General features: G+C 72.1%; 18 protein-coding genes. 17 read left to right on the top strand and 1 reads right to left on the bottom strand.

Translation table 11 applies throughout. From position 1 onward, the window contains the following. The first annotated feature begins 15 nt into the window (after positions 1-15). From ACTWPP_RS17890 to metK, 11 genes are all read left to right on the top strand, one after another. A complete protein-coding gene (locus ACTWPP_RS17890; RefSeq protein WP_443105394.1) occupies positions 16-1,278 on the top strand; it encodes a dihydroorotase in 1,263 nt (420 codons plus the stop codon). Then, the gene (carA, locus tag ACTWPP_RS17885; protein WP_443105393.1) at positions 1,275-2,462 is read left to right on the top strand and encodes a glutamine-hydrolyzing carbamoyl-phosphate synthase small subunit; all 1,188 of its coding nucleotides are present in this window, start codon (positions 1,275-1,277) and stop codon (positions 2,460-2,462) included. Before ACTWPP_RS17890 ends, carA begins: the two co-directional genes overlap by 4 nt. After that, on the top strand, positions 2,462-5,830 hold the full coding sequence (gene carB, locus ACTWPP_RS17880; protein WP_443105392.1) for a carbamoyl-phosphate synthase large subunit: 3,369 nt from the start codon (positions 2,462-2,464) through the stop codon (positions 5,828-5,830). Before carA ends, carB begins: the two co-directional genes overlap by 1 nt. An 80-nt stretch (positions 5,831-5,910) precedes the next feature. Further along, positions 5,911-6,798 carry an iron-sulfur cluster-binding protein gene (locus tag ACTWPP_RS17875; protein WP_443105391.1) on the top strand — a complete coding sequence of 296 codons (888 nt, stop codon included), beginning with the start codon at positions 5,911-5,913 and terminating at the stop codon, positions 6,796-6,798. Beyond that, on the top strand, positions 6,795-7,787 hold the full coding sequence (locus ACTWPP_RS17870; protein ID WP_443105390.1) for a dihydroorotate dehydrogenase: 993 nt from the start codon (positions 6,795-6,797) through the stop codon (positions 7,785-7,787). The genes ACTWPP_RS17875 and ACTWPP_RS17870 overlap by 4 nt, the downstream gene beginning before the upstream one ends. Continuing rightward, positions 7,784-8,482, top strand: coding sequence for an orotidine-5'-phosphate decarboxylase (gene pyrF, locus ACTWPP_RS17865; protein WP_443105389.1), 699 nt, complete (start codon positions 7,784-7,786; stop codon positions 8,480-8,482). The genes ACTWPP_RS17870 and pyrF overlap by 4 nt, the downstream gene beginning before the upstream one ends. A 784-nt stretch (positions 8,483-9,266) precedes the next feature. Then, positions 9,267-9,593, top strand: coding sequence for an integration host factor, actinobacterial type (gene mihF / locus ACTWPP_RS17860; protein ID WP_026405770.1), 327 nt, complete (start codon positions 9,267-9,269; stop codon positions 9,591-9,593). A 160-nt stretch (positions 9,594-9,753) separates the two neighbouring features. After that, complete coding sequence (gene gmk / locus ACTWPP_RS17855; protein WP_443105388.1) at positions 9,754-10,347, top strand: guanylate kinase; 594 nt, start codon at positions 9,754-9,756, stop codon at positions 10,345-10,347. 43 nt (positions 10,348-10,390) lie between these two features. Further along, on the top strand, positions 10,391-10,645 hold the full coding sequence (gene rpoZ, locus ACTWPP_RS17850; RefSeq protein ID WP_021597645.1) for a DNA-directed RNA polymerase subunit omega: 255 nt from the start codon (positions 10,391-10,393) through the stop codon (positions 10,643-10,645). Between the two features lie 248 nt (positions 10,646-10,893). Continuing rightward, positions 10,894-12,114 (top strand): bifunctional phosphopantothenoylcysteine decarboxylase/phosphopantothenate--cysteine ligase CoaBC, encoded by a 1,221-nt coding sequence (gene coaBC, locus ACTWPP_RS17845; protein WP_443105387.1) that lies wholly within the window; start codon positions 10,894-10,896, stop codon positions 12,112-12,114. Positions 12,115-12,281: 167 nt separating this feature from the next. Then, positions 12,282-13,475, top strand: coding sequence for a methionine adenosyltransferase (gene metK / locus ACTWPP_RS17840; protein ID WP_443105386.1), 1,194 nt, complete (start codon positions 12,282-12,284; stop codon positions 13,473-13,475). A gap of 99 nt (positions 13,476-13,574) precedes the next feature. Here metK and ACTWPP_RS17835 read toward each other — a convergent pair whose 3' ends face one another. Further along, positions 13,575-15,125 (bottom strand): MFS transporter, encoded by a 1,551-nt coding sequence (locus ACTWPP_RS17835; protein WP_443105385.1) that lies wholly within the window; start codon positions 15,123-15,125, stop codon positions 13,575-13,577. A 257-nt stretch (positions 15,126-15,382) separates the two neighbouring features. Between ACTWPP_RS17835 and ACTWPP_RS17830 the strand changes: the two genes are divergently transcribed. From ACTWPP_RS17830 to ACTWPP_RS17805, 6 genes are all read left to right on the top strand, one after another. Next, on the top strand, positions 15,383-17,578 hold the full coding sequence (locus tag ACTWPP_RS17830; RefSeq protein WP_443105384.1) for a primosomal protein N': 2,196 nt from the start codon (positions 15,383-15,385) through the stop codon (positions 17,576-17,578). A 16-nt stretch (positions 17,579-17,594) separates the two neighbouring features. After that, complete coding sequence (locus ACTWPP_RS17825) at positions 17,595-19,403, top strand: hypothetical protein (protein WP_443105383.1); 1,809 nt, start codon at positions 17,595-17,597, stop codon at positions 19,401-19,403. A 94-nt stretch (positions 19,404-19,497) separates the two neighbouring features. Next, complete coding sequence (def, locus tag ACTWPP_RS17820; RefSeq protein ID WP_443105382.1) at positions 19,498-20,043, top strand: peptide deformylase; 546 nt, start codon at positions 19,498-19,500, stop codon at positions 20,041-20,043. Next, on the top strand, positions 20,044-20,970 hold the full coding sequence (gene fmt / locus ACTWPP_RS17815) for a methionyl-tRNA formyltransferase (protein ID WP_443105381.1): 927 nt from the start codon (positions 20,044-20,046) through the stop codon (positions 20,968-20,970). Next, on the top strand, positions 20,970-22,376 hold the full coding sequence (locus ACTWPP_RS17810) for an RsmB/NOP family class I SAM-dependent RNA methyltransferase (protein ID WP_443105380.1): 1,407 nt from the start codon (positions 20,970-20,972) through the stop codon (positions 22,374-22,376). The genes fmt and ACTWPP_RS17810 overlap by 1 nt, the downstream gene beginning before the upstream one ends. 15 nt (positions 22,377-22,391) lie before the next feature. After that, complete coding sequence (locus ACTWPP_RS17805) at positions 22,392-23,330, top strand: phosphatase PAP2 family protein (protein WP_443105379.1); 939 nt, start codon at positions 22,392-22,394, stop codon at positions 23,328-23,330. Positions 23,331-23,333: the final 3 nt, after the last annotated feature.

The raw sequence follows: 23,333 nt of genomic DNA, 5'->3' as shown, positions 1-23,333 counted from the left end.
TTTCTTATCAGGGGCGTGCGCGTTCTCGGTGGGGAGGGCGCCGACATCCTGGTTCGCGACGGCGTCATCGCCGGGGTGGGTTCCGGGCTGGACGCGGGCGGGGCGCAGACCATCGAGGCCGACGGGCTCATCGCCCTGCCCGGTCTCGTGGACCTGCACACCCATCTGCGCGAGCCGGGCCGCGAGGACGCCGAGACCGTCGAGTCCGGGACGAAGGCCGCCGCGGTGGGCGGGTACACCGCCGTCCACGCGATGGCCAACACCGACCCGGTCGCCGACACGGCGGGCGTGGTCGAGCAGGTGTGGCGCCTGGGGCGCGAGGCCGGTTACTGCGACGTCCAGCCCGTCGGGGCGGTCACGCGCGGCATCGCCGGGGAAAAGCTCGCGGAACTGGGCGCGATGGCCGATTCGGCCGCCCGGGTACGGGTCTTCTCCGACGACGGGCACTGCGTGTCGGACGCGGTCATCATGCGCAGGGCACTGGAGTACGTGAAGGCGTTCGACGGCATCGTCGCCCAGCACGCGCAGGAGCCGCGCCTCACCGAGGGCTCGCAGATGAACGAGGGCGAGATGTCCGCGGCGCTCGGCCTGCGCGGCTGGCCCGCCGTCGCCGAGGAGGCGATCATCGCCCGGGACGTGCTGCTCGCCCAGCACGTCGGGTCGCGGCTGCACGTCTGCCACGTGTCCACGGCCGGGTCGGTGGAGATCATCCGGTGGGCCAAGAGCCGGGGCTGCCCGGTGACCGCCGAGGTCACCCCGCATCATCTGCTGCTGAACGACGCGCTCGCCGGGTCCTACGACCCGATCTTCAAGGTCAACCCGCCGCTGCGCACCGCCGACGACGTCACCGCCCTGCGCGGCGCCCTGGCGGACGGGACGATCGACTGCGTCGCCACCGACCACGCCCCGCACCCGGTGGAGGCCAAGGAGACCGAGTGGGCGGTGGCCGCGATGGGCATGACCGGCCTGGAGACGGCGCTGCCGGTCGTCCAGGAGGCCATGATCGACACCGGGCTGCTCGACTGGGCCGGGGTCGCCGACCGGATGTCCGCCCGCCCCGCCCGCATCGGCCGCCTTTCCGGACAAGGTCGTCCGCTTGAGGCAGGTTCCCCCGCCAACATCACCCTGTACGACCCGTCGCCCCGCCGTGCCGTGGACCCGTCGGCCATGACGTCCAAGAGCCGCAACACCCCGTTCGCGGGGCTGGAGCTGCCCGGACGGGTCGTCGCCACGTTCCTGCGCGGCAAGCCGACCGTCCTGGAAGGGAAGCTCCAATGAACAACGTTCATCCTCGGGGCGGCCGCACGGAACAGGCCCCGGCGAGCAGGCCGGATGAAAAGCGTTCGAACTCTGCTCTGCTCGTTCTGGAAGACGGCAGGGTGTTCCACGGGGCCGCGTACGGGGCCGAGGGGGAGACCTTCGGCGAGATGGTCTTCAACACCGGGATGACCGGTTACCAGGAGACCCTCACCGACCCTTCGTACGCCCGCCAGATCGTGGCCATGACGTCCCCTCACATTGGCAACACCGGCGTCAACGGCGAGGACCCCGAGTCGCGCCGCATCCAGGTGGCCGGCTACGTGGTGCGTGAGCCCGCCCGTGTGGCGTCCAACTGGCGCGCCACCGGGTCGCTGGGTTCCGCGCTGCGGGAGCAGGGCGTGGTGGGCATCGCCATCTCCGGCACGCGCGCGCTGACGCGGCACCTGCGCGACAGGGGCGCGATGCGCGCGGCCATCTTCAGCGGGGCCGCGGCGGTCGCGCCCGGTGAGGACGCGCTGCTGGAGCGCGTGCGGCAGAGCCCCTCGATGGAGGGCGCCGACCTCGCGCGGGACGTGTCGACCACCGAGCCGTACGTCGTCCGGGCGCAGGGACGGAAGCGCTACACCGTCGCGGCCGTCGATCTCGGCATCAAGGCGATGACGCCGCACCGGCTGGCCGGCCGCGGCTGCGAAGTGCACATCCTGCCGGCGGCCAGCACGACCGAGGAGATCCTCGCGCTCGGACCGGACGGGGTGTTCTTCTCCAACGGCCCTGGGGATCCCGCCGCCGCCGGCTACGCGGTGGACGCCCTGAAAGGCGTCCTCGACGCCGGAACCCCGTTCTTCGGCATCTGCTTCGGCAACCAGATATTCGGCCGCGCGCTCGGGCTCGGGACGTACAAGCTGCGGTTCGGCCACAGGGGCGTCAACCAGCCCGTCCAGGACCGGGCGACCGGCGGGGTCCACATCTCGGCCCACAACCACGGCTTCGCGGTGGACGCCCCCAAGGACGGCCCGTTCGGCACCCCCTACGGCCCCGCCGAGGTCACCCACGTCAACCTCAACGACGGCTGCGTGGAAGGACTGAGACTCCTGGAGCGTCCTGCGTTCAGCGTCCAGTACCACCCGGAGGCCGCGGCCGGCCCGCACGACGCGTCCGGTCTCTTCGACCGTTTCTGCGAACTGATGGAGGCGTCGAAGTAATGCCGCGCAGGGAAGATCTGAAGTCCGTCCTGGTCATCGGCTCCGGGCCCATCGTCATCGGCCAGGCGTGCGAGTTCGACTACTCCGGCACCCAGGCGTGCCGGGTGCTCAAGGCCGAGGGCCTGCGGGTGACGCTGGTCAACAGCAACCCGGCCACGATCATGACCGATCCCGAGTTCGCCGACGCGACCTACGTGGAGCCGATCACCCCCGACGTCGTCGAGAAGATCATCGCGAAGGAGCGGCCGGACGCGCTGCTGCCCACGCTCGGCGGCCAGACGGCCCTGAACACCGCCATCGCGCTCTACGAGGGCGGCGTCCTCGCCAAGTACGGGGTCGAGCTGATCGGCGCCGACGTGGACGCGATCCAGGCCGGGGAGAACCGGGAGAAGTTCAAGGACGTCGTCGCCAAGGTCGCGCGGGAGCGGGACCTGAACGCCGAGTCCGCCCGGTCGCTCATCTGCCACTCGATGGAGGAGTGCCTCGCCGCCGCCGGCGAGCTGGGCTACCCCCTCGTCGTCCGGCCGTCGTTCACGATGGGCGGCGCCGGATCCGGGTTCGCCCACGACGAGGACGACCTGCGCCGCATCGCCGGGACGGGCCTCGACGCGTCCCCGACCACCGAGGTGCTCCTGGAGGAGTCGATCCTCGGCTGGAAGGAGTACGAGCTGGAGGTCATGCGCGACCGCCACGACAACGTGGTGATCGTGTGCTCGATCGAGAACCTCGACCCGATGGGCGTGCACACCGGCGACTCGATCACGGTCGCGCCCGCGCTGACGCTGACCGACCGCGAGTACCAGAACATGCGCGACGTCGCGATCGCGGTGATCCGCGAGGTCGGCGTCGACACCGGCGGCTGCAACATCCAGTTCGCCGTGCACCCCGGCACCGGCCGGATGATCGTCATCGAGATGAACCCGCGGGTGTCGCGGTCGTCGGCGCTGGCGTCCAAGGCCACCGGCTTCCCGATCGCCAAGATCGCGGCGAAGCTGGCGATCGGGTACACGCTGGACGAGATCCCGAACGACATCACCCGCGAGACGCCCGCGTCGTTCGAGCCCACGCTCGACTACGTCGTGGTCAAGGTGCCCCGGTTCGCGTTCGAGAAGTTCCCCGGCGCGGACGGCACCCTCACCACGCACATGAAGTCCGTGGGCGAGGCCATGGCCATCGGACGCTGCTTCACCGAAGCGCTGCAGAAGGCCCTGCGGTCGCTGGAGCAGAAGGGCTCGTCGTTCAGCTGGGCGGGTACGGCCGACGCAGCCGATTTGGTCGAGGCGGCCAAGCGCCCGCATGACGGACGGCTCAAGATCGTGCAGCGTGCGCTCTGGGCAGGCGCCGGTATCGATGACCTCTACAAGGCGACCGGCATCGATCCCTGGTTCCTCGACCAGATCGTGGCCATCAACGAGGTCGCCGAAGAGATCCGTACCGCCGACGACGCGCTCACCAAGGACAAGCTGCTGCGCGCCAAGCGGCACGGGTTCTCCGACGCGCAGATCGGCGAGCTGCGGAACCTCTCCGAAGAAGTCGTCAGGGAGCTGCGCCACGCCCTCGGCGTCCGCCCCGTCTACCTCACCGTGGACACCTGCGCCGCCGAGTTCGAAGCGCAGACCCCGTACCTCTACTCGGCCTACGACGAGGAGACCGAAGTACCGCCGGGCGTCAAGCCCAAGGTGCTCATCCTCGGCAGCGGGCCCAACCGCATAGGCCAGGGCGTCGAGTTCGACTACTCCTGCGTCCACGCGTCGTTCACGCTCGCCGAGGCGGGCTACGAGACCGTGATGGTCAACTGCAACCCGGAGACGGTCTCCACCGACTACGACACCTCCGACCGGCTCTACTTCGAGCCCCTCACGCTGGAGGACGTCCTAGAGGTCGTCTACGCGGAACAGCAGTCCGGCGAGGTCGCGGGCGTCATCGTCCAGCTCGGCGGTCAGACGCCCCTGGGGCTCGCCCAGAAGCTCAAGAACGCCGGTGTCCCCATCGTGGGCACCTCACCGGAGAGCATCCATCTCGCCGAGGAGCGCGGTGCGTTCGGACGCGTTCTGCACAGGGCCGGGCTGCTCGCCCCCAAGCACGGCACCGCCACGTCCTTCGAGGAGGCCCGCGAGATCGCCGACGAGATCGGCTACCCCGTTCTCGTCCGTCCCTCGTACGTCCTCGGCGGGCGGGGCATGGAGATCGTGTACGACGACGCCACGCTGGAGTCGTACATGACCCGCGCTACCGAAGCCAGCCCGGAACATCCCGTCCTTGTCGACCGCTTCCTGGACGAGGCCATCGAGATCGACGTCGACGCCCTGTACGACGGTGAGGATCTGTACCTCGGCGGCGTCATGGAGCACATCGAGGAGGCCGGCATCCACTCCGGCGACTCGGCGTGCGCCCTGCCCCCGATCACCCTCGGGTACGACGACATCCGCCGCATCCGGGAATCGACGGAGGCGCTCGCACGCGGCGTCGGGGTGCGCGGGCTCATGAACGTCCAGTACGCGCTCTCTGCGGGCGTCCTGTACGTCCTGGAGGCCAACCCGCGCGCGTCCCGCACCGTCCCGTTCGTGTCCAAGGCGACGGCCGTGCCGCTCGCCAAGGCCGCCGCCCGCGTCATGATGGGCACCACCATCGCCGAACTGCGCGCCGAGGGGATGCTGCCCGAGGCGGGCGACGGCGGGACCCTGCCGCCGGACGCGCCGATCGCGGTGAAGGAGGCCGTCCTGCCCTTCGACCGGTTCCGCAACGAGCGCGGCCAGGGCGTCGACACCGTCCTCGGCCCCGAGATGCGCTCGACCGGCGAGGTCATGGGCATCGACGAGGTGTTCGGCACCGCCTTCGCCAAGTCGCAGCAGGCCGCCTACGGCTCGCTGCCGACCAAGGGACGCGCGTTCGTCTCCGTGGCGAACCGGGACAAACGGCACATGGTGTTCCCCGTCAAGCGCCTCGCTGACCTGGGCTTTGAAATTCTTGCCACGGAAGGGACCGCCGGGGTCCTGCGCCGCAACGGCGTGCGTGCCAAGATCGTGCGCAAGCACAGCGAGGGGCCGGGCCCGTCCGGCGAGCCCACGATCGTGCGGCGCGTCCTGGACGGCGAGGTCGACCTCATCGTCAACACTCCCTTCGGCAGCCCCGGGCAGTCCGGGCCGCGGCTCGACGGTTACGAGATCCGCACCGCGGCCGTGCTGCGGGGCGTACCGTGCGTGACGACCGTCCAGGGCCTCGCGGCGGCCGTGCAGGGCATCGAGGCCGTCGCGGGCGGCCAGGTCGGCGTCCGCTCCCTCCAGGAGCACGCCGAGCGGCTCGGCGGCGCCCAAGGGCGCGCCGACGGGCCCGCACCGGACGGGGACGGCAGTATGACGCTCGGGTGACAGAAGCCGGGCGGGCGGGACAGGCCGCGGGACGCCGCGCCCCGGCCCGCCCGGCGCACGCGACGAGGAGAGGGAGACGGGTGTCCGACACACCGGTGCAGACGTCGGGGACGGTTCTGACGGTCCGCCAGGTGCAGGACTACCACGCGCTGACGCTGGTGGCCCCGGCCATCGCCGAGCGGTTCCGGCCCGGCCAGTTCGTGGCGCTCGCCGTCGGCGGCGAGCACACGTCCCGGCTGATCCGCCGCTGCTTCGGGGTGCACGAGGTCAAGTCCGACTACGGCGGCACCGTCGAGCTGGTGTTCGCCGACACCGAGCCCGGGACCGCCTGGCTCGCCGGGCGCCGCTCCCGCGACCAGATCGACCTCGTCGGTCCGCTCGGACGCCCGTTCCGGCTGCCCCGCGACCCGGTGACCTGCCTGCTCGTCGGCGGCGGCCCCGGAGCCGCCGCCGTGTTCGCCCTCGCCGACGCCCTGCTGCGGCGCGGCTGCCAGGTGCACTTCGTGCTCGGCGGGCCGTCCACCCGGCAGGTGTTCGGCTCCCGCATGGCGCAGCGCATCGGCGACAGCTCCACCGTCGCCACCGAGGACGGGTCGATGGGGGAGAAGGGCACCGTCCGCGACGTCCTGCCCCGCGTCATCGAGGAGACCGGCGCCGACGTCGTCTACGGGTGCGGCCCCACGGACCTGCTCCGGTCGGTCACGCAGGTCGCCGGTGACTTCGGCCTGCCCTCCCAGGTGTCGGTCGAGGAGTTCCTCCAGCGGACGGGCGCGTGCGGCATCGGCGTGTGCATGACGTGCATGCTGCCCGTCCACGGCGAGGACGGCGTGACCCGCATGGTCCGGGCCTGCGCGGACGGTCCCGTCCTGCGCGGCGACCGCGTCCGGTGGGGCGACATAGGAACCATCCCGTTCGACGCGCTCGGTGCTCCGCGCGTCCTGAGCGTCTCCGAAGGGGGCTCCCAATGAGCGACCGGGTGAGCGACCGGGTCAAGACCGCACTCGGGCCTCTGGAGCTGCCCAATCCCGTCATGACGGCCTCCGGGTGCGGTGGGACGGGACGGGAACTCGCCCAGTTCTTCGACCTCTCCCGCCTGGGCGCGTTCGTCACCACGTCCGTGATGTCCCAAGCGCGCGCGGGACGCCCCACACCGCGCGTGACGGAAACGCCCAGCGGCCTCCTCACCGCCATGGGCCTCCCCGGCCCAGGCGTCGAGTCGTTCCTGGAACGCGACCTCCCGTGGCTCATGGAGCAGGAGGTCCGCACGATCGTCTCCGTCGCGGGCAACAGCGTCGAGGAGTACGGCGAACTGGGGCGCCGCCTCCGCAACGTCCCGGGCATCGCCGCCATCGAGGTCAACATCGCCTGCCCGAACGTCGAGGACCGCGGCCGCATGTTCGCCTGGCACCCCGCCGCCGCCAGGTCCGTCGTCCGGGCCGTCCGCGACCACGCCCGGCCGGGCGTCCCCATCTTCGCCAAGCTCGCCCCCGACGTGACCGACATCGTCACCATCGCCCTCGCCTGCGTCGACGCGGGCGCCGACGGCCTCACGCTCATCAACACCATCGAGGCCATGGCGATCGACCCGCAGACGCTCCGTCCCGCCCTCACCGGCGTGTCGGGCGGCCTGTCCGGGCCGGCCGTCCGCCCCATCGCGGTCCGCTGCGTCTACCAGGTGCACTCCGCGCTGCCCACCACGCCCATCATCGGCGTCGGCGGCGTCGCCACCGGCCTGGACGCGCTGGAGTTCATCCTCGCCGGTGCCTCCGCCGTCGCCGTCGGCACAGCCGCCTTCCACGACCCCACGGCCGGGCCCCGCGTCCTGCGCGAACTGGAGGAGGCCCTCGTGGCCCGCCGCATCGGACGTCTCGCCGACGCCGTCGGCCTCGCGCACAAGCCCGCCGGGTACGTCCCGCCGCAGGTGCGACCGCAAGAGCCCGAGAAGGAGAAGCTGTGACCGCCCCCATCGCCGTCGCGCTGGACGCGCCCGACCTGGAGACGGCCGCGCGCTGGGCCACCCTGGTCACGCCGCACGTCTCCACCGTCAAAGTGGGCCTGGAGCTCTACCTGCGGTACGGGCCCGACGTCGTCGCCAGCGTCCGGGGCGCCAGCCGCGTCCAGGTCTTCCTGGACCTCAAGCTGCACGACATCCCCGCGACCGTCCGCGGCGCCGCCCGCGCCGTCGCACGCCTCAAGCCGTCGTACCTGACCGTGCACGCCGCCGGCGGGCCCGCCATGATCCGCGCGGCGGTCGAGGCGGTCCCCGCCACCAGGATCGCCGCGGTGACCGTCCTGACGTCGCTCAGCGAGGCCGACCTCACCGCCCTCGGCCTCGCCGGCCCCGCCCCCGACGCCGTCCGCCGGCTGGCCGCCCTGGCCGTCGAGGCGGGCGCGCAGGCCCTGGTCTGCTCCCCGCAGGAGGCCGCCGCCGTCCGCACCGAGGTCGGGCCCGACATCACGCTCATCACCCCAGGCGTCCGCCCCGCCGGCTCCGCCAACCAGGACCAGGCCCGCGTCGCCACCCCCGAGGACGCCCTCGCCGCGGGCGCCGACCTCCTGGTCATAGGCCGCCCCATAACCGCCGCCCCCGACCCGGGCGCCGCCGCGGCCGCCATAGCCGCCGCCCTCAGGAAGTCGGCCGGGACCACCTGAGCCGGTCCCCTGGGGGACGGGGGAGACGGGCGCTCAATGGTGTGGGCGCGGCCCGTATGGCCAGATCTGCTTTCTGGGCAAGTTTTGGCGTGTTCTCGGGCGTGGGCTATCGCACTTTGTGGCTTTAGTCGCATGCCAATGCGGAGACGGTCTCGTCCACATTGGGATACGTGGCGAACGACGAACTCGTTCACGCGGAGCGACGATTCACACCGGGGAACGTCCCCGGCTGACCGCCGGTGGTTCCGCGTCCATGTTCGATGGCTTGGCGCCGGGTTCGATGCCCTGGCGGCGGGCGGGGAGCTGGTGCGGTGGCGGAGGCCTCCGGAGTGGGAGCGATCTTGGCGGGTCGGAGTGCTGTCGAGGATGACAGTAACGGTCCCGTCGCGACGTGCGGAACGGCGTGGCGTGACGAGTGTCACTCGGTCGGGATCATTTGTGGGGGACCTCACAGCGGGCCGCCGCGGGGGCCCGACGGCGGTGGACGGGGGCGCTGCGCGCCGGCCCGCGGGGGCGCGCACCGTACCGGCGAAACGGCATCGAGTGCCGTATTTGGGGTCGGAAAGGGGGGATTTTCACGATCATGCGAAAGTCCCAGCAAGGCAGGGTGATGCGCGGATGAGGGCCCGCAGTTGTGTACACTCTGTATTCAGGACACTCCAAGGAGTGATTTTCATGAATTTGTGGCGGGCTAAACGGCACTTCACGTTGCCTAATGGGCGGTGAACTCGCTAGTTTCCCAACCCGTCCGACTCCGTCGAGTGGAAACCTGAGGTGACCCGGCGTGGCTCTTCCGCCCCTAACCCCCGAACAGCGCGCCGCAGCCCTGGAGAAGGCTGCCAAGGCTCGCAAGGAGCGGGCCGAGGTTAAGAACCGGCTCAAGCACGGGGGAACCTCGCTCGCCGAGGTTCTCAAAGAGGGTCAGTCCGACGACGTCATCGGAAAGATGAAGGTGTCGGCCCTTCTGGAATCACTGCCCGGTGTGGGCAAGGTCCGTGCGAAGCAGATCATGGAGCGTCTGGGCATCGCCGAGTCCCGCCGTGTGCGGGGCCTCGGCGCGAACCAGCGCGCCTCCCTGGAGCGTGAGTTCGGCGGAAGTGCGAACCGCTGACGCGCGACTCACGGGCGGGCGCGGCGGTCAGACCGCCGCGGCCGGCTCGGGGCGACCCGAGCCCGGCTCCATCCCGTCCGGCTCCGGCGCACCCGGTGAACGCTCTTCATCCACGGCAGGCCCGCGCAGGCCGTGCCTCCGCGGACAGGCCGGATGAAGAATGTTCGATCCCGTGCCGGACGGCTCCGAACCGCATGACCCGCTCGCGCGGCGGCTGACGGTCCTCTCCGGGCCGTCGGGCGTCGGCAAGAGCACGGTCGTCGCCGAGATCCGGCGATCACACCCCCGGGTGTGGCTGTCGGTCTCGGTGACCACCCGGCCCCCCCGGCCGGGTGAAACCCACGGTGTGCAGTACTTCTTCGTCGACGACGCCGGTTTCGACCGGCTCGTCGGCGAGGGGGAGCTCCTCGAATGGGCCGAGTTCGCGGGCAACCGCTACGGGACCCCGCGGCGGCCCGTCGAGGAGCGGCTCTCCCGCGGCGAGCCGGTGCTCCTGGAGATCGATCTGCAGGGCGCCCGGCAGGTCCGCCGCTCCATGGGCGAGGCGCTGCTGGTGTTCCTCGCGCCGCCCAGCTGGGAGGAGCTCGTCCGCAGGCTGACCGGCCGCGGCACCGAGCCCGCCGAGGTGATCGAGCGCCGCCTGGAGGCGGCCCGTGTCGAGCTCGCCGCCGAGAAGGAGTTCGACGTCACGCTCGTCAACACGTCCGTCCGGGACGTGTGCGATGAGCTGCTAACCTTGATGGCTGTCCACTAACACGGACTTTTCCGCCTACACGAGACCCAGGGAAGGCCACCGAGTGGCAGCCAGCAATGAGGGCATCACCAACCCGTCGATCGACGAGCTCCTCGAAGTCGTCGACACCAAGTACGGCCTCGTGAGCATCGCGGCCAAGCGCGCCCGGCAGATCAACGCCTACTACGCCCAGCTGGGCGAGGGCCTGCTGGAGTACGTCGGCCCGCTCGTCGAGACGCAGGTCCAGGAGAAGCCGCTGTCGATCGCGCTGCGCGAGACGCGCGAAGGCCTCCTGAACGCCGAGCCCATCGAGGGCTGAGGCGCGCCGGGATTCGGCCGATGCCGCGCGCCGGCCCGTGACCGCCTTCGCCGATACCGCAGTGAACCGGGGCAGTGTTCCGGGGGCGATGTTCCGGGAGGCGATCCACGGACTCCGGTTGTGGCCGATGCCGCTGATCGGCCTGTGGCCGCCTTCGCCGGGGCCCGCGTTGGTCTCCGGGGGCGCCCCCGCGAATGCGGGCGACCCCGGCGCGCACGCGTCCGGCGCCTGATGGGACAGTGGCCGATATGACCTCCCCCAAGCCGCGCGTCGTCCTCGGCGTGAGCGCCGGCATCGCCGCGTACAAGGCGTGCGAGCTGCTCCGGCGGCTCACCGAGTCGGGTCACGACGTCACCGTCGTCCCGACCGCCGACGCGCTCCGCTTCGTCGGCGAGCCCACCTGGGCGGCCCTGTCGGGCAAGCCGGTCTCCCCGCGGGTATGGGACGACGTCGCCGGGGTCCCGCACGTCCGGCTCGGGCAGAACGCCGACCTCGTCTTCGTCGCCCCCGCCACCGCCGACCTGCTCGCCCGGGCCGCGCACGGGCTGGCGGACGACCTGCTCACCAACACCCTGCTCACCGCCCGCTGCCCGGTCGTGTTCGCACCCGCGATGCACACCGAGATGTGGGAGCACCCGGCGACCCGGGCGAACGTGGCGACGCTGCGGGCCCGCGGCGCCGTCGTGATCGAACCGGCCTCGGGACGACTCACCGGCAAGGACACCGGCCCCGGCCGGCTGCCCGACCCGGCCGAGCTGTTCGAGGTCGCCCGGCACGTCCTGGCCCGCGGCGCCGACGGCCGCGATCTCGCCGGCCGGCACGTCGTCGTCTCCGCCGGCGGCACCCGGGAGGCCATCGACCCCGTCCGCTTCATCGGCAACCGCTCGTCCGGGCTGCAGGGCTACGCCCTCGCCCGCACCGCCGTGGCCCGCGGCGCCCGGGTGACGCTCGTGTCCGCCAACGTCGCCCTGCCCGACCCGGCCGGGGCCGAGATCGTGCCCACCGGCTCGGCCGAGGACATGCGCAAGATCGTCCTGGAGGCCGCGGGCGCCGCCGACGCGGTCGTCATGGCCGCCGCCGTCGCCGACTTCCGCCCGACCGGCTACCGGGGCTCGAAGATCAAGAAGACCGACGGCGGCGAGCCGGAGCCGATCCGGCTGACGAAGAACCCCGACATCCTGGCCGAGCTGGGCGAGCGCCGCCGGCCCGGGCAGGTGATCGTCGGTTTCGCGGCCGAGACCGACGACGTCCTGGAGAACGGCCGCGCCAAGCTCGCCCGCAAGCGCAGCGACCTGCTCGTCGTCAACCAGGTCGGCGAGGACCTGACGTTCGGGCGCCCCGACAACGCCGCCGTGATCCTCGGCGCGGACGGCTCGCAGACCGAGGTGCCCCGCGGCGCCAAGGAGGCGCTCGCCGAGGTCGTCTGGGACCTCGTCGCCGCCCGCCTCGCCCCCCAGCCCCCCGACTGACCGGAGGTGCCCGCCCGCCCGGCCTAGTGGTGCCGGATGACGATCCCGCTAGACTTCGCCCCAACACCCGTGGGAAGCCCCGGCGGGGGGCGGGGCCCCCTGCCGAACCCGACAAGAAATCCGTCCCTGCGACGACAGTCAGCAGCCGCTGCAAGGAGTTCACGTACGTGCCTCGCCGCCTGTTCACCTCCGAGTCCGTCACCGAAGGACACCCGGACAAGATCGCGGACCAGATCAGCGACGCGATCCTCGACTCGATGCTCAAAGACGACCCGAAGAGCCGAGTCGCCGTCGAAACGATGATCACGACCGGTCAGGTGCATGTGGCCGGTGAGGTCACCACCGAGACCTACGTGGACATCCCGGGTGTGATCCGCGAGAAGATCCTGGAGATCGGCTACGACTCGTCCAAGAAGGGCTTCGACGGCCACTCCTGCGGCGTGTCGGTGTCCATCGGCGCGCAGTCGCCCGACATCGCCCAGGGCGTCGACGACGCCTACGAGGCCCGCGAGGGCGAGGGTGTGGACGACCTGGACCGGCAGGGCGCCGGCGACCAGGGGCTGATGTTCGGCTACGCCACCAACGAGTCGCCCGACCTGATGCCGCTGCCGATCACGCTGGCGCACCGGCTGGCGCACCGGCTGTCCGCGGTCCGCAAGAGCGGCGACGTCCCCTACCTGCGTCCGGACGGCAAGACCCAGGTCACCATCGAGTACGACGGCGACCGCGGCGTCCGCCTCGACACCGTCGTCGTGTCCAGCCAGCACGCCCCCGACATCGACCTGAAGGAACTGCTGAGCCCGGACGTCAAGGAGCACGTCGTCGACCCGGTGCTCGCGGAGTTCGACCTCGACATCGAGGGCTACCGGCTGCTGGTCAACCCCACCGGCCGCTTCGAGATCGGCGGCCCGATGGGCGACGCCGGGCTGACCGGCCGCAAGATCATCGTGGACACCTACGGCGGGATGGCGCGGCACGGCGGCGGCGCGTTCTCCGGCAAGGACCCGTCCAAGGTCGACCGGTCCGCGGCGTACGCGATGCGCTGGGTCGCCAAGAACATCGTCGCCGCGCAGCTCGCCGACCGCGCCGAGGTCCAGGTCGCCTACGCGATCGGCAAGGCCCACCCGGTCGGGGTGTTCGTGGAGACGTTCGGCACCGAGAAGGTCGCCCCCGAGAAGATCGAGAAGGCCATCTTCGAGGTCTTCGACCTGCGCCCGGCCGCGATCGTCCGCGACCTGGACCTGCTCCGCCCGATCTACCAGCAGACCGCCGCGTACGGCCACTTCGGCCGGTCGGAGCCCGACTTCTCCTGGGAGTCGACCGACCGCGCCAAGGACCTGGCCTCCGCGGCCGGTCTGTAACGGCGGGTCGCCTGTAACGACGGGTCGCCTTTAACGACGGAGAGCCCCGGGGACGTCCTCCCCGGGGCTTCTTCGTCCGCTGGACCGTACGGCGGGCGGTCAGGATTCGCAGTGGTTGCCGCGCTGCAGGCCGTAGCGGGCGGCGATGGTGTAGCGGCCGGGCGCGTCGGCCTTCATCCGGACGAAGTCGCCGTCGCGCGTCAGGCAAGCGTCCCCGCCCGTCACCCTGAGCCAAGGGGACCAGTAGGTGCGCACCAGGACGGAGCCGCTGGACGGCATGTCGATGACGAGTTCGCCGGAGTCGAGCCGGTGGACGGAGGCCGGGAGGTCGACCAGAGGCGTCGCGCGCAGGACGCGGAACAGGCGCCAGTGCTCGTCGCGCCAGATCTCCGTCAGGTACGGCTGGCCGGCTTCGACGAGCGCCTCCTCCTCCTGCGCCGACCAGTCGGTCTCCTGCTCGGGCAGGACGACGTACTGCACCGCCCACTTGTTCAGCCAGGCGCGGTAGGAGCCGGGCGTCGGCGCGCCCTCCTCGTAGAACAGTTCGTGACGTTCCGCGTCGACCTGGCGGTTCCAGCCGCGCGCGAGGGTGAAGTGACGGCTCATGCCGGACGATTCCCAGTGGGAGCGCAGCGGGACGACCTCGATGCGGCCTTTGCCGGCGCCGAGCGCGTTCAGTTCGGCGATGAGTCCGCTGGCGTGCTCGGCGGCGGCTTCTGCGGGCTCGGTGTGGATGAGGTCGTCGACGGGCTTCACGACCTGCCAGGACGCCGTGACGATGAACGCCAGGGAAAGCACGGCGATCCGGAGCCGCCCGTGCGCGCGCGCCACGGCCGACAGCAGGAACATCCCGCCGAACAGCAGGGAGAGCCGTTCGACGTTGCTGCCGACCGGGGAGGGGATCAGCCAGGTCAGGACGATCCCGGTGAGGTAGACCCCCGCGCCGATCCGGATGAACCTCCAGCTCTTCGGCGCGCACGTCAGAACCGCGATCACGCTGGTGACGGCGGGCAGGACGATGGCGGTCAGCGAGATGGGCTGGATGCCGTCGAAGGGGAACAGCAGGCTCGTCGTGCCCACCACGAGGGGGAGGCCGACGGCGACGCAGATCCCGGCGCGGCGGCGTCCGGTCAGGATCATCGCGGCGGCCAGCACCAGGAGGAAGAGTCCCGCGACCGGGCTCGCGAGCGAGGCGAGCAGGCTGAACCCCGCCATGCCCGCCGCGCGCAGGGCGGGGGTGCCGCGCGGGGTGAACGCCGTGATCGTCGCCATGAGCGCGAACATGAGGCCCAGGCCGAACGTGACCCGGCCGGACGCGGAGTTGCATGACAGCGCGAACGCCGCCCAGAGGGAGGCGGGCAGTGCCACGGGCGCCTTGAACCGCCTCAGCAGATGGGCGGTGAGGGCGGCCGAGACCGTGCCGGTCACCACGGCGACCGTGCGTATGCCGAGCAGCGCCATCAGATGCGGTGACATGACGCTGTAGGAGACGGGATGCATGCCGCCGTACCAGGCGAAGCTGTACGCGGCGTCGGGGTGTTTCCAGGCGAAGTCCGTCCAGGCCGCCTGTGCCGCGAGGTCGCCGCCCTCGGTCGCCAGGAAGAGCCCCCACACGAGGTGGAGGACGGCCGCGGTGAACGTGGCGGCCACTACCGGGTGGCGCGGATTCGCCCACTTTCTCCAGGCCGGGCGGGCCCGAGGGCCTTTGGGGCGGCGCGGCGACCGGTGCCGGACCGGGGCGTCCGCCCGCTCTTGAGTATGCGCTGTGGTCATCGCCTGCACGGGGCTCGTCGGATGGCGAGGGCGCGGGGGGCATCGGGCAATGGGCCGGCGGGTGCGCACCCCGTTCAAAGGATCAACCCTAGCGTGCACGGTCGGTTGTCGGGCTGATCTGGTAGGACGGGGGCGTGACGAAGGACGGCGGGGGAACGGACCTGATCCCGGGGCTGGGCGAGCTGCCGACGACACCCGCGGAGAAGCCGGGCAAACCGGGGAAGCCGCAGAAGTCTGGAAAGGCCGGCAAGAAGGGGGCGCGTCGTCCCGCCGAGGACCGGCCCGTCGCGCGGATCGCGGTCGACATGTCCCTTCCGCACCTGGATCGTCCCTTCGACTATCTGGTGCCGGCCGAGATGGACGCCAAGGCCGTCCCCGGGTGCCGGGTGAGGGTGCGCTTCGCCGGCCAGCTCGTCGACGGGTTCCTGCTGGAGCGGGTCACCGAGAGCGACCACGACGGGAAACTGCTCTATCTGGAGCGGGTCACCTCATCCGAGCCGGTCCTCACGCCGGAGATCGCGGCGCTGGTGCGGGAGGTGGCCGACCGGTACGCGGGAACGTTCGCGGACGTGCTCCGGCTGGCCGTCCCGCCACGGCATGCCCGCGTCGAAGCGGAACCCGTGGCCGCGCCTGACGATGTCGCATCCGAGGTCGCATCCGAGGTCGCATCCGAGGTCGCATCCAAGGGCGCGTCCGAGGGCGCGTCCGAGGGTGAGGGCGAGGCAGAGCCGTCCGTGGACGTGGGCGCGGCGCCGGACGACATCGGTGTCTGGCGTGATTATCCGGCGGGGGCGTCGTTCCTGAGCGCGCTGGCCGACGGCAGGGCGCCGCGAGCGGTGTGGACGGCGCTGCCTGGTCCCGACTGGACGGCGGCCATAGCGCGCGCGGTCGCCGCGACCCTGCGAGGTGGACGCGGCGCATTGGTCGTTGTGGCCGACGGCCGCGATGTGGCACGGGTGGACGCCGCGCTGAAGGCCGATCTGGGGGAGGGCCTCCACGTCGCGCTGACGGCGGAACTGGGCCCGGCGGAGCGCTACCGGAGGTGGCTGGCCGTCCTGCGCGGCTCCGCACGGGCCGTGGTCGGCACGCGCGCCGCCATGTTCGCGCCCGTCGCCGATCTCGGGCTGGCCGTGCTGTGGGACGACGGGGACGACGTCCACGCCGAGCCGCACGCCCCGTACCCGCATCCCCGCGACGTCCTCGCCCTGCGCGCCCACAGGACGGGTGCGGCGGCTCTGATAGGGGGCTTCACCAGGACCACCGACGCCACCCAGCTCGTGGAGTCCGGCTGGGCGCACACGCTGGCCGCCGACCGGGAACGTGTCCGGGCGGCGATGCCGCGCGTCCGTTACGTGGGGGAGGACGCCCAGCTCGCCCGCGATGCCGCCGCCCGTACCGCGCGCCTGCCGAACGTCGCGTTCGAAGCGGCCCGGCAGGCGCTTGAGGACGGGCCCGTCCTCGTGCAGGTTCCAAGGCGCGGATACGTCCCGGGCATAGCGTGCGGGCGCTGCCGCACGCCCGCCCGGTGCGTGGCCTGTCAGGGGCCGCTGTCGCTGCCTTCGTCCCACGCCGCCCCCCATTGCCGGTGGTGCGGACGCATCGCGGGCGACTGGCACTGCCCCGAATGCGGCTTCTATCAGGTACGTGCCGTGGTGGTCGGCGCCAAACGCACGGCGGAGGAGCTGGGCAGGGCGTTCCCCGGTGTGCCGGTGCGCACCTCTGGACGCGACGCGATCCTCGAACGCATCCGCCCGGAGCGGGCCCTGGTGGTGTCCACGCCAGGAGCCGAGCCGCCCGCGGAGGACGGATACAGGGCCGCGCTGCTCCTGGACGGCTGGGTGCTGCTGGGCCGGCCGGATCTGCGTGCCGGGGAGGAGACGCTGCGGCGGTGGATGAACGCGGCGTCGCTGGTCCGTCCGCACGGGCCGGTCGTCGTGGCCGCCGAGGGGTCGCTGCCGGCCGTGCAGGCACTCGTGCGGTGGGATCCGGTCACCTACGCGGAGCGTGAGCTCGCCGAGCGCAGGGAGGCGGGTTTTCCGCCCGCCGCGCGGATGGCCTCCCTGACCGCGACGCCCGCGGCGATCCGGGAGCTTCTGGCCGATGCCCGGCTGCCCGGCGGCGCGGAGGTGCTCGGGCCTGTCCCCGTCCCGCAGGCTCCCGGCCCGCAGGCGGGAGCGGACGCGGAGGTAAAGGAACGCGCCCTGATTCGCGTGCCCCGTGCCGCCGGACACGCCCTGGCGCGCGCGCTGAAGGAAGCCCAGGGAGTCCGCAGTGCACGCAAGGCCGCGGAGACCGTACGAGTGCAGATCGACCCCCTGGAGCTGATCTGACCAATAAGGTTCTCGGGTGGCCGACAACTGGGTGGAGACCACCGTGGGCGACCTGCGGCGGTGGGCGGACGAACGCGGCGAGGCGCTGGACGAGCCGGGCGCGCGCCTCCTGCTCGAACTCGCGCGGGAGGAGATGGGCCTGACCGGCCCGGACGCGCTGACCCCGGAGCGTCTCCGTGAACTCCTGCTCGAGGTGTTTCCCGAGTCCGTGGTCGCGGGGCGCGACGACGTCCCCACCGTCCTGGACGTCCTCCGCAGGGTCGTCGCGTACCTGGACGACACCGCCGCCCTCCCCGCCGGGGCCGCCGCCGGCCTGAAGGCCGAGATCGAACGGACCGGCCCCGAGTTCGCGGACCTGGTGGGCGAGGTCGACACCGAGGAGCGGCAGGCCGCCGCCGAGGTCATCGGCGGGCTGATGCGGGCCGACGGCGTCTCCCTGGACGACCAGGAGGCGGTCGACGCGTGGATCCGCGAGTTCGAGGCGCTCCCCGAAGAGGAGCGCTACTCCCGCACGGAGGGATACCTGCGGCAGGTCGAGGAACTGGTCGTCCCGCCCGTCCGGCTCGCCCCCGAGGCGGAACTGGCCGACGCCGTCCGCCGCTCCCGCCTGACCCGGAACGCGCTCGCCCTGGCCGACTGGACGGGCGAGCGCGACCTCACCGAGCACGACTCGCTCACCGAGGCCGACGCCGAGGCCGCGGGCCTCGCCCTCGGCATGGAGATCCCGCGGCGCCACGGCCAGATGGAGGACGCGGGTGAGCTGGAGCGTTTCTGGTGGGCCGCCGTAGAGGCGGAGGTCATCACGGCCGAGGACGGCAAGGCCGCCCCAGGCCCCGCCCTGGACGGCCTCCGTTCCAGCGATGACGCGGCACTGCTCGCCGCCTGGCTGCCACTGTTCGACGCGCTCGCGGTTCCCGGACACGACTACGCGGACGGCCTGGACGCGGTCGAACTCGTCCAGAACGAGATGACCGGCGTCCTCATCCACCTGTACGAGCAGGAGGAGCCGACCGAACCGGGAACGCTCATCGGCGCTCTGCTCGACCATGTCGAGGAGGCCTACGACCTCACCGACGCCGAGACCATGCCCGCGCTCGTGTCGGACGCGTTCTTCCTCGAACTGGCGGCCCTTGAGGAATGGGGTGTCGTCGAGACGTCCGGCGAGGGGCGGGCCCTGACGCCGCTGGGCGTGTGGGCCGTCCGGGAACTGCTGCTCGCGGACGGGTTCACGGCGCCGGTCATCGGCGAGCTGGCCGGCTCCAAGGCGTCCGACCTGATCGCCGGCCTCACCTGGTACCGGCCGGAGGCCGCCGACGAGGAGATCGACGGGTGGCTGGCAGGCCACGACCCCAAGGACGCCGCCGCCGACCTTCTGGACGTCATGCGCACCGGCGGTCCCGGCGCACGCAACCTCGCGGCGGCCGTCCTGCACCGCATCGGCCCGGAGGCCGCCGCGGTGGTCCGCTCCGCGCAGGAGCATCCGCTGGTCTCGCCCTACGCCGCGCTCTGGCTGAACGCCGCGGGAGACCCGTCCGGGCGGGAACTGGCCCGCGAGGAGTACCTGTGGGTGTTCGTCGACACCGTCGCCGGGATGCTGGAGACCGCCGACCCCGGTGAGGCGGTCGAAGCGGCCCTCATCGACGCGCCGCCGGGAGCGGAGATGGAGCTGATGGTCGACGACCTCTGGCGCACCGACCATCCCGGTGTGGCCGACGTCCTGGAGGCCCTCGGCGCGCACCACCCCGACAAGGCGACCGCCAAGGCCGCCCGTACCGCCGCCTACAAGGCGCGTTCGGCATACCAGGGGGCGCGTCGCAGCGTGTGAATGTTCACGGGACCCCTCCGTAGACTGGACGGAGCATCCCACTGTGCCTGAACGCGGGAACCTCGTAGGAACCTCGCAGGAAACGGAGTCCTCGTTGGCCGTCAAGCCCATCCGCCTTTTCGGCGATCCCGTGCTGCGCACCTCCGCGGATCCGGTGAAGGACTTCGACAAGGAGCTGCGGCAGCTCGTCAAGGACCTCACCGACACGATGATCGACGCTCCGGGAGCGGGCCTCGCCGCGCCGCAGCTCGGCGTGGGACTGCGGGTGTTCACCTACTACGTCGACGACCGGCTGGGCCACGTCGTCAACCCGACCCTGGACCTTTCGGACGAGCAGGAGACCGACGACGAGGGCTGCCTGTCGCTTCCGGGCCTGGCGTTCCCCACGGCGCGCGCCGTCCGGGCCGTGGCGAAGGGCTTCAACATGCACGGGGAGCCCATCACGCTGGAGGGCACGCACATGCTGGCCCGCTGCGTCCAGCACGAGACCGACCATCTCGACGGCATCATCTTCATCGACCGGATGGATCCCGAGCAGCGCAAGGCCGCGATGAAGGCGATCAGGGAGGCCGAGTGGTTCGGCGCCCCGGCCCCGATCGTCAAGGAGTCGCCGCACCGCACCTTCGGGAAGGCGATCTGAGTGAAGCTGGTCTTCGCGGGGACGCCCGACACCGCGCTCCCGTCCCTGAGAGCGCTTCTGGAGTCCTCGCACGAGGTCGCGGCGGTAGTGACCCGGCCGGACGGACGTTCGGGCCGTGGGCGCCGTCTGAGCCCCAGCCCGGTCGCGGCGGTCGCCGCCGAGGCCGGCGTCGAGGTCCTCAAGCCCGCCAAGGCGCGTGATCCCGAGTTCCTCGACCGGCTCCGCGAGATCGCGCCCGACTGCTGCCCGGTCGTCGCCTACGGGGCGCTGCTGCCCCGCGAGGCCCTGGACATCCCGCGGCGCGGCTGGGTGAACCTGCACTTCTCGCTGCTGCCCGCCTGGCGCGGCGCCGCCCCGGTGCAGCACGCGATCCTGCACGGCGACGACGTGACCGGCGCGGCCACGTTCCAGATCGAGGAGGGGCTGGACACCGGTCCCGTCTACGGCGTCCTCACCGAGCCGATCCGTCCGGCCGACACCGCGGGTGACCTGCTGGGCCGGCTGGCCGTCGCCGGAGCGAGCCTCCTTCTGGACACGATGAACGGCATTGAGGAGGGCGTTCTGGAGCCCCGGCCACAGCCCACGGAGGGCGTGTCCCACGCGGCCAAGCTGACGCCCGAGGACGGTCACGTCGACTGGCACAGCCCGGCACTGCACATCGACCGCCTCGTCCGCGCCTGCACGCCCGCTCCCGGCGCGTGGACGAACTACCGTGACACTCGGGTCAAGCTGGGGCCGGTCCGTCCGGTGCCCGACGCGGAGAAACTGCCGCCAGGCGAAATGCGTCCGGGAAAGAACGAGGTACTGGTGGGAACGGCCACGCAACCCGTCGCACTGGGCGACGTCCAGCCGCAGGGCAAGCGCCGCATGGCGGCCGCCGACTGGGCTCGGGGTATCGACCTCATCGGCAAGGATGCGCTGCACTGATGCCGCCCGCCCGTAACCGCCGACGCACCCCGAACCGCAGGCCCGGCGGTCCCCGCAAGACGGGCCGTCCCCAGGACCTCGTCCGGCGCACCGCGTTCGACGTGATCCGCGCGGTCGAGACACGTGACGCCTACGCCAACCTCCTTCTGCCCACGCGCCTGCGCGATCGCGGCCTCACCGGACGCGACGCCGCCCTTGCCACCGAGCTGACCTACGGCACGCTGCGCGGCCGGGGAACCTACGACGCGGTGCTCGCGCTGTGCAGCGACCGTGAACTGCGCCGCATCGACGCGCCGCTCCTCGACGTCCTGCGCCTCGGCGCTCACCAGATCCTCGCGACCCGCATCCCCCCGCATGCCGCGGTGGGGACCACGGTGGAGCTGGCGCGCTCGGTCTCCGGCCCCGGCCAGGCCAAGTTCGCCAACGCGGTGCTCCGCAAGGTGGCCGGCCGCGACATGGACGGGTGGCTGGAGATCGTGGCACCGGCCGACGCCGACTCGACGACCCGCCTCTCGATCGCGCACAGCCACCCGAAGTGGATCGTCTCCGCCCTGCGGGACGCCGTCGGCGGCGACGAGATCGAAGAGCTTCTCTCCGCGGACAACGTCCGGCCGCGCGTCACCCTGGTCGCCCGACCAGGCCGGTCGACCGTCCAAGAGCTGTACGACGCGGGCGCGGAGCACGCACCGTACTCGCCTTACGCCGCCCTTCTGCCCGAGGGTGACCCGGCCGGTATCGCCGCCGTCCTCGATGGACGCGCTGCCGTTCAGGACGAGGCCAGCCAGATGGTCGCCCTCGCCCTGGCCGATGCGCCTCTGGACGGCCCAGACGCACGCTGGGCGGACCTCTGTGCAGGCCCCGGAGGCAAGGCCGGCCTTCTCTCCGGCCTCGCGACCCAGCGCGATGCTCGGCTCCTGGCCGTCGACATCCAGCCGCACCGCGCCGGCCTTGTCCTCCGCGCGGTCGACGGCCGTGCCGGAGTGGTCGCCGCCGACGGGATCACGCCGCCCTGGCGTCCCGGGTCCTTCGACCGGATCATGGTGGACGCGCCCTGCACCGGCCTCGGCGCGCTGCGCCGCCGCCCCGAGGCCCGCTGGCGCCGCGGCCCCGAGTCGGTCGCCGAACTCGGCCCCCTCCAGCGCGGGCTGCTCGCATCGGCCCTCGACTCCGTCCGTCCGGGCGGCGTGGTCGCCTACGTCACCTGCTCGCCCCATCTCGCCGAGACCCGGGTGGTCGTGGACGACGTTCTGCGCGGCCGCGACGACGTGGAACGGCTCGACGCCCCGGGTGTCCTGGCGTCGCTCGCGCATGACCTCACGGGGTTGGGGAAGGGGCCTTACGCGCAGTTCTGGCCGCATCGCCACGGGACGGACGCGATGTTCTTGGCCCTGCTGCGTCGCACCTAGCCTCCGGGGGGTTCCGTGCTGACCGGCTTCTGGCATGTCATGTCGTTCCTGGGCAGCGCGGCCTTCTACGTTCCGCTGATAGTCGTCCTGTTCTGGTGCGTGGCCCCGCGCCTGGCAGCGCGGGCCGCCGTGCTCCTGCTGTTCGGCGCGTTCCTCAACACGCTCCTCAAGCTCGTCTTCCACGACCCCCGCCCCTATTGGACGGACCCCGCGGTCGAGGGCGAGCAGTCGCACTCGTCGTTCGGCATGCCCTCCGGCCATGCCCAGAACGCCCCGGTGGCGTGGGGCTTCTTCGCCGCCCAGACACGGCGCCGGCTCCTGTGGGCGGCCGCGGCCGTCATCGTCGTCCTGATCGGAGCGTCCCGCGTCCATCTGGGGGTCCACTCGATCGGCCAAGTCCTTGGCGGCGGAGCCATCGGCCTGACTCTCCTGGTGGCCGCACTGGGGCTGGAGCCCATCGTCATCCCGTGGTGGAACCGCCTCCATCTGGCCGTGCAGATGGCCCTCGCCCTCGCGGTCTCTCTGCTGCTGCTTGGGGCCGCCTGGGGCGCCCTGCAGCCGCTCCAGGACTGGCAGTGGCCGAACGCCTGGGTCCGCGCCATCCGAGCGGCTGGAGGTGACATCGAACCCGTCAACCTGGTCGAAGCCGCGAGAGCCGCAGGCGGGCTCTGCGGAGTCCTGGCGGGGACGTCCCTGCTCGCGGCCCGCGGCTGGTTCGACCCCGGCGGGAAACCCTGGCGACGCCTGGCACGCATCCCCGTGGGCCTCGTCGGCGCCGCCGTCGTCTACCCCTTCGCCGGAACGAACGTGGTCCAGTCGTTCATCGTCCAGGCGGTGCTCGGCGTCTGGGTCACGGCCGGTGCGCCGGAGGCGTTCGTCCGCCTCCGACTGGCGGGCCGTCCCACCCCCGCGCTCACCCGGCCGGGTGACGAGCGGACGGGACTGCGCCAATAGACT

Origin of the sequence: Actinomadura sp. 3N407 (assembly GCF_052245875.1) — a bacterium.
In the GTDB taxonomy this organism is placed as follows: domain Bacteria; phylum Actinomycetota; class Actinomycetes; order Streptosporangiales; family Streptosporangiaceae; genus Spirillospora.
Note: the sequence above shows the minus strand (reverse complement) of the source record. Positions and strands in the feature narration are given on the sequence as shown.